12 protein-coding genes are annotated in these 12,927 nt (G+C 68.9%); 8 read left to right on the top strand and 4 right to left on the bottom strand.

Translation table 11 applies throughout. The features are described 5' to 3' along the window. Positions 1–48: 48 nt before the first annotated feature. From GPY60_RS18740 to GPY60_RS18730, 3 genes are read right to left on the bottom strand one after another with little or no spacing between them, the layout of a single operon-like run. Positions 49–657 carry a TetR/AcrR family transcriptional regulator gene (locus GPY60_RS18740; protein ID WP_156689194.1) on the bottom strand — a complete coding sequence of 203 codons (609 nt, stop codon included), beginning with the start codon at positions 655–657 and terminating at the stop codon, positions 49–51. Next, positions 657–1,430, bottom strand: coding sequence for an SDR family NAD(P)-dependent oxidoreductase (locus GPY60_RS18735; RefSeq protein WP_156689189.1), 774 nt, complete (start codon positions 1,428–1,430; stop codon positions 657–659). Before GPY60_RS18735 ends, GPY60_RS18740 begins: the two co-directional genes overlap by 1 nt. Next, positions 1,427–2,506 (bottom strand): NAD(P)H-dependent amine dehydrogenase family protein, encoded by a 1,080-nt coding sequence (locus GPY60_RS18730; RefSeq protein WP_156689188.1) that lies wholly within the window; start codon positions 2,504–2,506, stop codon positions 1,427–1,429. Before GPY60_RS18730 ends, GPY60_RS18735 begins: the two co-directional genes overlap by 4 nt. Before the next feature lie 96 nt (positions 2,507–2,602). Between GPY60_RS18730 and GPY60_RS18725 the strand changes: the two genes are divergently transcribed. The 3 genes from GPY60_RS18725 (at position 2,603) to GPY60_RS18715 (ending at position 5,574) form a co-directional block, all read left to right on the top strand. After that, entirely contained in the window at positions 2,603–3,466 is an 864-nt protein-coding gene (locus tag GPY60_RS18725; RefSeq protein WP_156689187.1) for an SDR family NAD(P)-dependent oxidoreductase, read from the top strand. 79 nt (positions 3,467–3,545) lie between these two features. Next, on the top strand, positions 3,546–3,962 hold the full coding sequence (locus tag GPY60_RS18720; RefSeq protein WP_156689186.1) for a hypothetical protein: 417 nt from the start codon (positions 3,546–3,548) through the stop codon (positions 3,960–3,962). A 127-nt stretch (positions 3,963–4,089) separates the two neighbouring features. Next, positions 4,090–5,574, top strand: a complete 1,485-nt coding sequence (locus GPY60_RS18715; protein ID WP_156689185.1) for a flavin-containing monooxygenase — start codon at positions 4,090–4,092, stop codon at positions 5,572–5,574. On the opposite strand, the gene GPY60_RS18710 is transcribed toward GPY60_RS18715, so the two are convergent. Then, complete coding sequence (locus GPY60_RS18710) at positions 5,563–6,582, bottom strand: AraC family transcriptional regulator (RefSeq protein WP_156689184.1); 1,020 nt, start codon at positions 6,580–6,582, stop codon at positions 5,563–5,565. The two genes, GPY60_RS18715 and GPY60_RS18710, sit on opposite strands and share 12 nt — an antisense overlap. 165 nt (positions 6,583–6,747) lie before the next feature. Here GPY60_RS18710 and GPY60_RS18705 point away from each other — a divergent pair, with 165 nt between their 5' ends. The 5 genes from GPY60_RS18705 to GPY60_RS18685 all read left to right on the top strand — a co-directional run bounded on the left by GPY60_RS18705 (position 6,748) and on the right by GPY60_RS18685 (position 12,767). Next, positions 6,748–8,547: an AMP-dependent synthetase/ligase gene (locus tag GPY60_RS18705; RefSeq protein WP_156689183.1), complete on the top strand. Its 1,800-nt coding sequence runs from the start codon at positions 6,748–6,750 to the stop codon at positions 8,545–8,547. A 347-nt stretch (positions 8,548–8,894) separates the two neighbouring features. Beyond that, on the top strand, positions 8,895–9,971 hold the full coding sequence (locus GPY60_RS18700; protein WP_156689182.1) for an SDR family oxidoreductase: 1,077 nt from the start codon (positions 8,895–8,897) through the stop codon (positions 9,969–9,971). Between the two features lie 41 nt (positions 9,972–10,012). Then, a complete protein-coding gene (locus GPY60_RS18695) occupies positions 10,013–11,368 on the top strand; it encodes a WS/DGAT/MGAT family O-acyltransferase (RefSeq protein WP_156689181.1) in 1,356 nt (451 codons plus the stop codon). A 3-nt stretch (positions 11,369–11,371) separates the two neighbouring features. Then, complete coding sequence (locus GPY60_RS18690) at positions 11,372–11,857, top strand: NUDIX domain-containing protein (RefSeq protein ID WP_156689180.1); 486 nt, start codon at positions 11,372–11,374, stop codon at positions 11,855–11,857. A 1-nt stretch (position 11,858) separates the two neighbouring features. Beyond that, a complete protein-coding gene (locus GPY60_RS18685; RefSeq protein WP_156689179.1) occupies positions 11,859–12,767 on the top strand; it encodes a haloalkane dehalogenase in 909 nt (302 codons plus the stop codon). Positions 12,768–12,927 lie beyond the last annotated feature (160 nt).

The raw sequence follows: 12,927 nt of genomic DNA, 5'->3' as shown, positions 1-12,927 counted from the left end.
AGCCGGTGGCGCGGGCGGCGGGGGCGGTGGCGCGGGCGGCGGGGGCGGCTAAGCCCCGCCACCTATCCGCCAGTGGCGGCTCCTGACCGCCGCCAGGGCCTCCGACACGCAGACGTCGAGCGGGCGCGGGTCCGACGGTTGCCGCACCCAGCGTTGGAACGCGAAATCCGCTGCGGCGAACGCTAGTTGGACGAGCAGCCCGGGGCGGATGTCCCGGTCGGCGTCGACGCCCATGCGCTCGGCGATCAGCTGCGTCGCCCGTTCCCGGTCAACGGGCGTGTGAATGGTGACCCGGCCCAGCAGGCCGGGGGAGGCGAGCAAGGCCTCGCGCCACTCCTCGCAGTCGGCCTGGTCGAACGACCGCACCCGCGCGACGATCGCGTTGACCAGCGCCGCGTCGGGCGACTCACCGGGCGGCCGGCGTTCGAGCAGGCTCAGGATCGCAGCGCCCCCATGCCGCACGGGCGCGAGCAGGAGGTCTTCCTTGGCCGGGACGTAGCGGAACAGGGTACGAGGGGAAACCCCTGCGGCAGAAGCGATCTCCTCGGTGGTCACCGCGTCGTACCCGCGATCGACGAACAGGCGGAATGCGGCGCGCCTGATCTCGGCGCGGACCTGCGCGCGCTGCCGCTCGCGCAAGGATCCCTCGCCGGCGATCACCGGAAGCAGCCGATCCCGCCGTCGACGTGGATGGTCTGCCCGGTGATGAACGTCGCGTCCCCGCCGAGCAGAAACGCCGTCAGCGCACCCACATCGGTGCGGACGTCGCCGATGCGTTTCATCGGAATACGCCTGACCGCCTTGGTGTAGTCGTCCGGCGCGAATTGCTTCCACAGCTTCACGCCGTCGGACTCGGCGAACGGGCAGATGACGTTGACGCGGATGTTGTCGCGGCCCCACTCCAGGGCGGCGACCTTGGAGAGGCCCCGGATGGCTTCCTTAGCGGCGGCGTAACCGCCCCATCGCGGTTCGCCGCCCGTGCCCGTCCCCGAGCCGAGGTTGACGATCGATCCGCCGCCCGCCGCCACCATCACCGGATGCACCGCCTGCATGAGCACGAACGTCGCACGCGGGCCGACCTCGTAGCCCAGGGCCAGGTCGTCGTCGGTGATGTCGACGAACCGCTTCGGCTCGTTGGTGGCTATCGCGTTGTTCACCAGGCCGTTGACGGTGCCGAATGCGTCGACGGCGGCCGCCACGATGCGCTGCGCATTGCCCGGGTCACGCAGATCGGCCACGATCGTCTCGACGGGCCCGGACGACCGGAGTTCCGCGGCCGTCGCCGCCAGCTTGTCCTCCTGGATGTCGACCAGCAGCACCGAAGCGCCGCGTTCGAGCAGCGCCGCCGCGATGCCTTTACCGACCCCCTGCGCGGCACCGGTGACGATCGCGGCGTGGCCGCGCATCGAGTCGGGGTGGGAGTAGGTCATCCGACCGCCAGGCGCGGGGCCGCGCGGCCCGCGAACAGGGGCAGGTCGAGATAGGTCTTGATGCCGGGCTCCGCGGCGCACACGTCGGGGATGGCGTTGACGCAGTGGTTCGCGGTGGCCACCACCCCCGGGTTGCGTTGCAGCCCTTCGGCGATCGTCTCCGGTTGCAGCCCCTTGAACGTGAGGCTGACCGTGGGTTCGCCGGTGATCTCCACCTCGAAGCGTTCACCGCGCTCGCCGAACGACCAGGCGGGATCCAGGTTTTCCTCACCCATCAGCCAGTTGACCGCCGCCGTGATGACGGGCTCGCCGTCGACCAGGGCCTGCCAACGGAACCGCCGCGCGGCCACGGCTCCGGCGGTGATCGGAAACGGCTCGTAGTCGATGTCGGCGGTCGCCACCGCGATCTCCTGAGTCGTCCTGATCGTCGGGTCGATGCGAAAGCCCATGAGATCGGCGATCATTCGCACCGACATCTTGAAGCCGGACTCCAGCAGGCCGGCCATCGGGCCGCCCATGGCTTCCTCGGGCGTGCCGCCGAACCCCATGATGTGGCGCACGACGTCCGGGGCGTTGTAGGTGCGGATGTCGGAGAACTCCTCGGCCCGCACGTGCGTCACGGCCGACGACAGCGACGACACCATGAGCGGGAATCGCTCGGTGATGCCGCCGGGATGGATCCCCGACCCGTGCAGCGTCACCCCGCCCTCCTCGGCGGCGTCGACGATCGCCTTGACCGACGGATTGTCCAGGTCCGGATACACCCATCCGACCGGGGTGACGACGTTCTTGCCGGAGCGCAGGATCGCCACCACCTCATCGTCTTTCGGTATCAGCGGGCTGTACACCACGCAATCGGCGTCGAGCCCGAGCACCTCGGCGATGTCGCTCGTCGCGGTCACTCCGACCGTCCCGATGCCGGCGATCTCGCCGACGTCGCGGCCGTTCTTGTCCGGGGAATGCACCCAGCACCCGACCAGCTCGAGCTGGGGGTGATTGTGCACGCACTCGATGGCGGCCCGGCCCACGCCTCCCGTCGCCCACTGGATGACACGAAGCTTGGGTGGGCTGCTCATCGGTGACCTCCAACCACGGGCGCCTTTACACGCCGACGACTGGATGGCACAGTATGACCGGCTGGCAGTCACTGTCAACGCGGGGAAGGTGCGACGATGGGCGTCCTCGACGGCAAGATCGCGATCGTCACCGGCACCAGCCGCGGCGTCGGCGTCGGCATCGCCCACGAACTCCTGCGCGCGGGAGCGACCGTGATCGGCTGCTCGCGCTCGCCCCTCGGCGCCATCCCGGGAGCGGAAGACGAACCCGACTGGGCCACGCGTGCCCACCAAATGGTCTGCGACCAAGGCGATTACCGGGCGATCGACGCCATGGTGAGCGACGTCGTCGCCGCCCACGGCCGCATCGACATCCTGGTGAACAACGCCGGAGGTACCGTGCCGGCGCCGCACGTCGAGAGCATTCCCGAACTCGTGCAACGCATTCAGGGCGCGCCCGCCAGTGATGACGAGTACGAGCGTACGGCGCTGTTCCACGCGTACGCCGTGCAGATGAACCTCATCAGCCCGCTGTGGTTCGCCATTCGCGTATACCGGCAGATGCGCACGCAGGACGGCACGGGCTGCATCATCAACATCTCCAGCGGCGCGGGACATCCGGCGGGATCGCCGACCCTGGTTTCCTATGGCGCGGCCAAGAGCGGTCTCAACCACCTCACGCGATCCCTGGCCGAGGAGTGGGGCCCGAAGGTGCGGGTCAACTGCATCGCGCTCGGCCCGACCATGACCGAGAACTTCCGGTCGTTCGTGCTGCCGAAAGACGACCCAACCGGCGCAACGTATTTCGCGGCCGTGCCGATGCGCCGCGCGGGCGAGCCGGCGGAGGTGGGACGCGTCTGCGTCTTCCTCGCCGGCGGGGAGGCGGACTTCGTCAACGGCACCACCATCGAACACGACGGGGGCATGCTGCCCGGAGTCCTGTACGACACCGGCCTCAAGACCATCACCGACCTGTTGTGAGCGCGCGATATCGCGAAAGCCGCCACCCCCGATCGGGATCGGGTGAATACTTCCCCTGAGCTACGAAAAGGGGGGAGTCGTGTACCGGACATTGGTCGCAGCCCTGGCGTTCGCGGTCGTCGGCAGCGGTGTGGGCCTGCCCCGCGCCGCCGCGGACAACCCGGTCTGCACGTCGACGTGGTGCGCATTCCTGCTGCCGTCGCGCAACATCAGCTGCGAGATGGACTACGGACGCGGCGGCATACCCGACGAAACCTACTGCCAGACCGACTCGCCGCCGCAGACCGCGCGGCTGTCCACGGACGGCTCGTTCAAGACCTGCACGGGAGAGACCTGCCTGGGCAACCCGGGGCAGGGCACGCCGACCCTGGCGTACGGGCAGACCGCCGCCGTCGGCCCCTTCGCCTGCCGGTCCGAACCCAGTGGGGTGACGTGCACGATCACGTCCCGGCGCGGCTTCACGATGTCGACGGCCGGGGTCAGCGCCGTCGGGTGACCCGCGCCGATGGGCGCAAATGTCAAAAGGTTGTCCCCTGGTGTCAAGACCGCGGGCGGGGTGCTGACGCAGGCTGTCCACAAGAGTTCCCGACACCCGGGGGCGCTCTCGAAAGAGGACAGCGGCGATGACGTCCAACGCAATCGAACATGTCGACGTGTTGATCATGGGCGCCGGTATCTCGGGCATCGGCGCCGCCTGCTACCTGCGAACGCTGCAGCCGGGTAAGACCTTCGCGATCCTGGAGGGCCGCGGGGAGATCGGCGGGACCTGGGACCTGTTCCGGTACCCGGGCATCCGGTCGGACTCCGACCTGCACACCTTCAGCTACGAGTTCAAGGCGTGGGAGAACGAGAAGGCGATCGCCAGCGCGGATGCGATCATGGCCTACCTTCGCGAGACGGTCGCCGAGCACGGGATCAGGCAGGCGATCCGCCTGCACCACAAGGTGATCAGCGCCGCGTGGTCCAGTCGCGACGGGCGCTGGCTGGTGGAGATCGAGCGCGTCGACTCCGGCGACCGCATCCACATGACATGCGGCTGGTTCTTCTGCGCCGGCGGCTACTACCGCTATGACGAGGGGTTCACCCCGGAGTTCCCCGGCCGGGAACGGTTCACCGGGCAGATCGTGCACCCCCAGCAGTGGCCGGAAGACCTCGACTACCGCGGCAAGCGGGTGCTCATCATCGGCAGCGGCGCGACCGCGGTGACCCTGGTCCCCGCGCTGGCCGAGACGGCCGGGCACGTCACGATGCTGCAGCGCTCGCCGACCTACATCGTTCCGGTGCCGTCTGAGGACCGGCTGGCCAACACCCTGCCCAAAGTGATCGGCCGCGACCGCGCCTACGCGCTGACCCGGCGCAAGAACATCGCCCGGCAGCGGCTCATCTACCGCTTCTGCCAGCAGCACCCCGGCGCCGCCCGCCGGCTGATCCGCCACCTCAACGCCAGGCAGCTGCCGAAGGGGTACCCGGTCGACGAGCACTTCCGGCCCGCGTACAACCCCTGGGACCAAAGGCTCTGTGCGGTACCGGATTCCGACATGTTCAAGGCGATCCGCGACGGGCGGGCATCGGTGGTCACCGACCGCATCGACACCTTCACCGAGAAGGGGGTCAGGCTGCAGTCGGGGCGCGAACTGGAAGCCGACATCGTCGTGACCGCGACCGGCCTGAACCTCCTGGCGTTCGGCGGCATCAGCCTCACCGTGGACGGTGCGCCGGTCGACCTCTCGGAGAAGGTGGCCTTCAAGGGGTTCCTGCTCAGCGACGTGCCCAACTTCGTCTACATGTTCGGGTACACGAACTCGTCCTGGACGCTGCGGGTCGGCCTGGTGTGCGAGCACTTCTGCCGGCTGCTCGCTCACATGGACGCCCACGGCCATGTCGTCTGCTACCCGCGCGTGCCCGAGGGGATGCCGACGATGCCGCTGCTCGACATCGGCGCCAACTACGTCAAGCGATCGATCGACCAGTTCCCGCGCCAGGGCGCCGAATACCCGTGGCGGACGTGCATGGACTATCGGGCCGACTACCACACCTTGCGCGAGGGACCCGTCGAGGACGAGAACCTGTGCTTCCAGGCCGTGCGGCAGGCGGCGCTAACCGGGTAGCGGAACCGCCGGCACGCGCGCCCGGTTGCGGTAGGCCGCCGGTCCCATCCCGAACCATCGCTTGCACGAACGGGTCAACACGCTCTGCTCGGCGTAGCCGAGTTCGCGGGTCAGGTGCGACAGGCTGATGCCGGTGGAGCGCAGGTAGCGCTCAGCCATGTCCTTGCGGACCCGGTCGACGACGGCGGCGAAGGTGGTGTGCTCGCCGGCGAGCCGGCGCTGCAGCGTCTTGGGATGCAGGTGGAATTCGTGGGCGACGACCTCGAGCGTCGCGGCCCCCGTGGGCAGCAGCTGCCGGACGATGCTCTGCACCGATTCGGTGAAGCTCGCCCCGTGCGGCGTGATGCGGCTCAGGTAGTCGACGACCGCGCGGTGCGCGACGTCGTCACGGTTGAGGGGGCGGGCCAGGTCGGCGGTGCTGACGGTGAGGCCGGCGTTCCGCTCGGCGAAGTGGGGTCTGCAGCCGAAGTACCTCACGTAGTCGGCCTCGGGGGAAAGGGGGTCGTGGGGCAGATGCACCGACAACGGCGAGTACTCCGAACCAATGAGGAAGCGCAGAACCCGCAGCGCGACGCCCAGCGACAGCTCCGTCGTCTGGGGGTGCGGTGGCAGCCGTTCCATCACGAACTCGATCGTGAACATCGACCGGTCGCCGTCGCCCACCGGCGTCAACCGGATGACGATCGCGGGACTGTAGGCCGCCATGTAGGTGGTGAAGATCGTCAAAGCATCGGCCACCGTCGCGGTGGTGCGCGCCGCCACCCCGACCGGCCCCAGGATCTCGATGCCCTGCCGCTGCGCCAACCGCCGCCCGAAGTCCGGGGTCCCCGTGACGTGCGCCGCCGATTCGATCGCCGCCACGGTCGCCCGGTAGGAGATGAACGCGTCGTAGTTCCCGACGTCCCGCTCTCGGACGCCCGCCGCGCGCAGCAGCGCCACCGGGTCGCCGCCCAGCTCCGCGACCAGGTCGGAGTAGCCGGAGAGGGCCGTGCCGCGAACCACCGACATGCCGACGACCTTCAGCGGCCGCCGCGGCCCTGTCAAGGGTGAGACACCGCCGGTGTGTCGGCAATCAGGCGACGCGCCGCGAAGCGGTGACCTTCGGCCACTGCGAGCCTGTGGTCGGGCCGACTACCGTCGGGCCCACAGCCCATCTTTTGAGAGTGTTGCTTTATGCGTGAATACAGCGTCCCGGCCGGCTTCACGGTCGAAGAGCACGACAGCGTCGTCCACAGTGTCTACGCGCACGAGCGCGACGACCCCCGGCACGTCATCTTTCAGCGCCAGGTCGATGGCGTCTGGACCGACGTGACGTGCGCGGAGGCCGCCCGGCAGATCCGGGAAGCCGCGCTCGGCCTGATCGCCGAGGGGGTGAACGCCGGCGACCGGGTGGCCATCCTGTCGGGCACCCGCTACGAGTGGGTGATCCTCGACTACGCGATCCTCTCGGTGGGCGCCGTCACCGTGCCCATCTACGACACGTCGTCGGCCGAGCAGGTGCGCTGGGTGCTGGAGGACTCCGGCGCGGTGCTGGTGATCGCCGAGACCGACGCGCACGCGCTCCTGGTCAAGGAGCTCACCGACGAGCTGCCGAACCTGCGCAAGATCCTGCACCTAGAGGGCGGTCCGGCGGCGCTCGACGAGCTCGCCGAGGCGGGCAAGGCGGTGGACGCGGGCCTGCTCGACGAGCGCCTGGCGGGGTTGCGGTCGGCCGACGCGGCCACGCTCATCTACACGTCGGGCACGACGGGCCGCCCGAAGGGCTGTCAGCTGACCCACTCGAACCTGCTCTACGAGACGCGCGGCGCGGCCGACTGCTTTCCGACGCTGCTGCGCAAGGGCGGCCGGCTGCTGGTCTTCCTGCCGCTGGCGCACGTGCTGGCGCGCTCGCTGTCGATGTCGGCGTTCGCCAACAAGGTCACCATCGGCTACACCAGCGACATCAAGAACCTGGTTGCCATCCTGGGCGTTTTCAAGCCCACCGTGGTGGTGTCGGTGCCCCGGGTGTTCGAAAAGGTCTACAACACAGCCGAATTGAACGCCCGCGACAGCGGCCGGGGCTGGGTCTTCGACCTGGCCGCCCGCACCGCCATCGAGTGGAGCACGGCGCTGGACGCCGGCGGTCCGGGAACGCTGCTCCGGGCCAGGCACGCCCTGTTCGACCGGCTGGTGTACGGCAAGCTGCGCGCCGCGCTCGGCGGCGACTGCACCGCCGCCGTCTCGGGCGGAGCCCCCCTCGGCAAGCGGCTCTGCCACTTCTACCGCGGCGTGGGGCTCACGGTGTACGAGGGCTACGGCCTGACCGAGACCAGCTCCGCCATCACCGTCAACCGCATCGGCGAGGAACGCGTCGGCACGGTCGGAAAGTTGTTGCCCGGCAACAGCATGGCGATCGCCAACGACGGCGAGGTGCTGGTGCGCGGCGGCGTGGTGTTCAACGGGTACTGGCACAACGACAAAGCCACTCAGGAGGCGATCGTCAACGGCTGGTTCCACACCGGCGACCTCGGCTCGATCGACGCCGACGGATTCCTGTCGATCGTCGGCCGCAAGAAGGAAATCATCGTGACGGCGGGCGGCAAGAACGTCGCCCCGGCGGTGCTCGAAGACCAGCTGCGAGCGCACCCGCTGATCAGCCAGGCGATGGTGGTCGGCGACAACCGGCCGTTCGTCGCCGCGCTGATCGCGATCGACCCGGAGGGCTTCGAGGTCTGGAAGCAGCACCACGGCAAGGAGGCGACCGCGTCGGTCGCCGACCTGGCCGGCGATCCCGACCTGATCGGCGAGATCGACCTGGCCGTCAAGGCCGCCAACCAGACGGTGTCGAACGCCGAGTCGATCCGCAAGTTCCACATTCTGCCGGTCGACTTCACCGTCCTGACCGGCGAATTGACGCCGACGCTGAAGGTCAAGCGCAACGTGGTGGCCGCGCGGTTCGCCAACGAGATCGAGGCGCTGTACAGCAAGGGTTGAGTTTCTTGAGTGTGTACTCAACGCCGTGGTTCACACTCGCCCCGGTGCGGCCGCCCCTCTCGAGCCCGCCGGCATTTGAGTGTGTACTCAGGGTTTTGAGTGTGTATGCAGGGCGGAGATTCGGCCGAAATAGCGCCGTGGATACACGCTCAACGCCGTGGTTTCACACTCGCCCCGACGCGGCCGACCTTTCGTCAAGAACACGGGGACCAATGGCGGTCAAGGTGGGCCGAAAGACCCGTCTCAGGGTGCGGGGGACGTGGCTAGCCTCGACTGGGGCGATGAGTGCGCGATGTTGCGCACCAACGCTTTCGGTATCGAACGCCATCGGGCGAGGGAGTGTCGCAATGACCGTTCTGATGACAGGGTTCCCGGGCTTCCTCGGCAGCGCGTTGCTGCCGAACATCCTCAAACGCACCGACGGTTCCGCGACCTGTCTGGTGCAGCCGAAGTACCGGGCGGCGGCGCAGCGGCGCGCGGAACAGTTGTGCACGTCGGACCCCTTCCTGGAGGGCAGGATCCAGCTCGCCGAGGGCGACATCACCGAGCCGGGCCTCGGCCTCGCCCCGGACGCCCTCGCCGATGTCACGGAGGTGTGGCACCTCGCCGCGGCATACGACCTGACGGTGCCCCGGGACGTGGCGGTACGGGTGAACGTCGACGGCACCCGGCACGTCCTCGACGCGCTGGAGCGTTGTCCGCGCCTGACGCGTCTGCACTACTTCAGCACCTGCTACGTCAGCGGGCGCTATTCCGGCCCGTTCAGCGAGGACGACCTCGAGGTCGGGGCGGCGTTCAACAACTACTACGAGGAGACCAAGAACCTCGCCGAGGCGGACGTGCGGTGGCACATGGACGCCGGCCTGCCGGCCACCATCTATCGCCCCGCGATAGTGGTGGGGGACAGCCGGACCGGCGAGACGCAGAAGTTCGACGGGCCCTATTTCGTCATGCAGTGGCTGCTGCGGCAGCCCCGGCTCGCGGTCATGCCCGTGGCGGGTGACCCGACCGCGACCCGCGTGAACGTGGTGCCGCGCGACTTCGTCATCGACGCGGTCGCGTATCTGAGCGGCCTGCCCGCTTCCGAGGGAAAGACGTACCAACTGGCGGACCCGCGGCCGCTGACCGTCGACGAGATGGCCGATGTGCTGGCCGAGGCCACGGGTCGTCAACTGGTCAAGGTCCGGCTGCCGCGGTCGGTGGCCAAGGCGTCGTTGGCGTACGTTCCGGGGCTCTACCGTCTGATGCGGATTCCGCCGGAGGCAGTCGACTACTTCGCGCACCCCACGTACTACCTGACCGAGCATTGCCGCGCCGATCTCGCCGGCAGCGGCATCGAGGTGCCGTCGTTCGGCAGCTACGTCGACCGGCTCGTCGAGTACATGCGCCACCACCGCGAAGTCAGCACCGCGGCGATGTTCTAGAAGAAACTATCGGGGCTTGCGCCGCGCGCTTTAATTGGTGGATGGAACTGATGGCCCCCACCGACGCGATCTTCCTGCTGGGAGAGTCCCGCGAGCATCCCATGCACGTCGGCGGTCTGCAGCTGTTCAAGCCGCCCCAGGGCGCCGGTCGCGGGTTCGTCCGCGAGTTCCACGAAACCCTGGTCGCGCAAAAGGATTTCCAGCCCACGTTCCTCAAGCATCCCGCGTCGTTCTGGGGCGGGATCGCGAACCTGGCTTGGGCGTACGACAAGAACATCGACATCGACTATCACGTCCGCCGCTCCGCACTGCCGTCGCCGGGGCGCGTCCGCGAACTGCTCGAGCTGACCTCGCGTTGGCACAGCAGCCTTCTCGATCGCCACCGCCCGCTGTGGGAGACCCACGTGATCGAGGGCCTCAAGGACGGCCGGTTCGCCGTGTACACCAAGCTGCACCACTCGCTGGTCGACGGTGTCTCGGCGCTCAAGCTGATGCAGCGCGCGTTGTCGACCGATCCCGACGACCGCGAGATCCGCGCTCCCTGGGCCCTGCCCAAGCGCAAGCGCGAAGTGGCCCGGTCGTCGCCGCTCAATAGGCTGATCCGCACCGCGGGATCCGTTGCCGCGCTTGCCCCGTCGAGCGTGTCGCTGGCCCGGGCGGCGCTGCTCGAGCAGCAGCTGACGCTGCCGTTCGGCGCGCCCCGCACCATGTTGAACGTCAAGATCGGCGGTGCCCGCCGCTGCGCCGCGCAGTCGTGGCCGGTGGAGCGGATCAAGAACGTCAAGAAGGCCGCCGGCGTGACGGTCAACGATGTCGTGCTGGCCATGTGTTCCGGCGCCCTGCGCTATTACCTGCTCGAGCAGAGCGCCCTGCCGGACACTCCACTGCTCGCCATGGTCCCGGTGAGCCTGCGCACCGAGGACGAGGCCGACGCGGGCGGCAACCTGGTGGGTGCCATCCTGTGCAACCTGGCCACCGATGCCGAGGACCCCGCGCTGCGGTTGCGGACCATCAGCGAGTCGATGCGCAGCAACAAGAAGGTGTTCTCGCAGTTGCCCCGCCTCCAGGCGCTGGCACTGTCGGCGGTCAACATGGCCTCGCTCGGCCTGGTCGCCATTCCGGGCTGGGTGCCGTCGACGCCGCCGCCGTTCAACGTGATCATCTCGAACGTTCCGGGTCCGACCCAGCCGATGTACTACGGGGGCGCCCGCCTCGACGGCAACTACCCGATGTCCATCGTCCTCGACGGGCAGGCGCTGAACATCACGCTGGTCAGCAACGCCGACAACATCGACTTCGGCCTGGTCGGCTGCCGCCGCAGCGTGCCGCACCTGCAACGGCTCCTCGCGCACCTGGAGTCGTCGCTGAAGGACCTCGAACGCGCCGTCGGGGTCTGAAACTTGGCCAAGCTCAGCGCCGGTGTGTTGCTGTACCGGACGGTCGACGACGTCGTCGAGGTCCTGATCGCGCATCCGGGCGGCCCGTTCTGGGCCCGCAAGGACGACGGGGCCTGGTCGATCCCCAAGGGCGAGTATGCCGACGGCGACGACCCGTGGGAGGCGGCGCAGCGGGAGTTCCGCGAGGAACTCGGGTTGGCGGTGCCCGCCGGCCCCCGCACCGACCTCGGCACGCTCAAGCAACCCAGCGGCAAGCTCGTCGCCGCCTTCGCCGTGCGGGCAGACCTCGACGTGACCGACGCGCGCAGCAACACCTTTTCGATCGAGTGGCCGAAGGGCTCGGGCACGATGCGCGAGTTTCCCGAAGTCGACCGGGTCGGCTGGTTCCCGGTGGCGGCGGCGCGTGACAAGCTGCTCAAGGGCCAGCGCGGATTCCTCGATCGCTTGATGACCCAGCCGGCGTTGTCCGGATTGACCGAAGGGACCTGAGATGCAGACATTGCAGACACCCGACGACCGATTCGACGATGTGCCCGATTTTCCTTACGCGCCAGGCTATTCCGAGATCTCGGACGGCGAGGGCGGGACATTGCGGGTCGCGTGGGTGCAAGACGGCCCCGACGACGCCGACCCGGTGCTGATGCTGCACGGCGAGCCGTCGTGGTCGTACCTGTACCGCAAGATGATTCCGATTCTCGTCGACGCCGGGCACCGCGTCATCTGCCCGGACCTCGTCGGGTTCGGCCGCTCCGACAAGCCGACGCGCCGCGAGGACCACACGTACGCGCGGCACGTCGAGTGGATGCGTGCGCTCGCGTTCGACGTGCTCGACCTCCGCAACGTGACCCTGGTCTGCCAGGACTGGGGCGGACTGATCGGCCTGCGGCTGGCCGCGGAGCACCCCGAACGGTTCTCGCGGCTTGTCGTCGCGAACACCGGCCTGCCCAACGGAGAGCAGCCGATGGCCGAGATCTGGTGGCGCTTCCGCGAGGCCATCACGACGACTCCGACGCTGAACGTCGGCTGGTTCGTCCAGGGCGGGTGCCGTCAGCAGATGAGCGACGAGGTGCGGGCGGGCTACGACGCACCGTTCCCGTCCGACGAGTACTGCGCCGGGCCGCGCGCCATGCCGACGCTCGTGCCAACCTCACCCGACGACCCCGCGGCGGCGGCCAACAAGGCGGCGTGGGCGAAGCTCTGTGTCAGCCCCACGCCCATGCTCGTCGCGTTCAGCGACAGCGATCCCATCACCGGCCCGATGGGCGCGATCTTCCAGCGGGAGATGCGCGGCGCGCAGGGCATCGAGCACCCCGTCATCCGCGGCGCGGGGCACTTCCTGCAGGAGGACGCCGGCGAAGAGCTGGCCGGTCACATCGTGAATTTCTTGCGCCGCCAATAGGACCGGTGGCGATCGCAAGCGCGGCCGCCGAAGGCGTTAGCCGGGCGCGGCGGGTCGCCGCCAATAGGACCGGTGGCGATCGCAAGCGCGGCCGCCGAAGGCGTTAGCCGGGCGCAGCGGGTCGCCGCCAATAGGACTGAGCGCCGCCTTCGGCAGGCCG

It is taken from the genome of Mycobacterium sp. Marseille-P9652, from assembly GCF_902652685.1.
Taxonomy (GTDB): domain Bacteria; phylum Actinomycetota; class Actinomycetes; order Mycobacteriales; family Mycobacteriaceae; genus Mycobacterium.
This window is presented reverse-complemented; position numbering and strand designations above follow the sequence as displayed.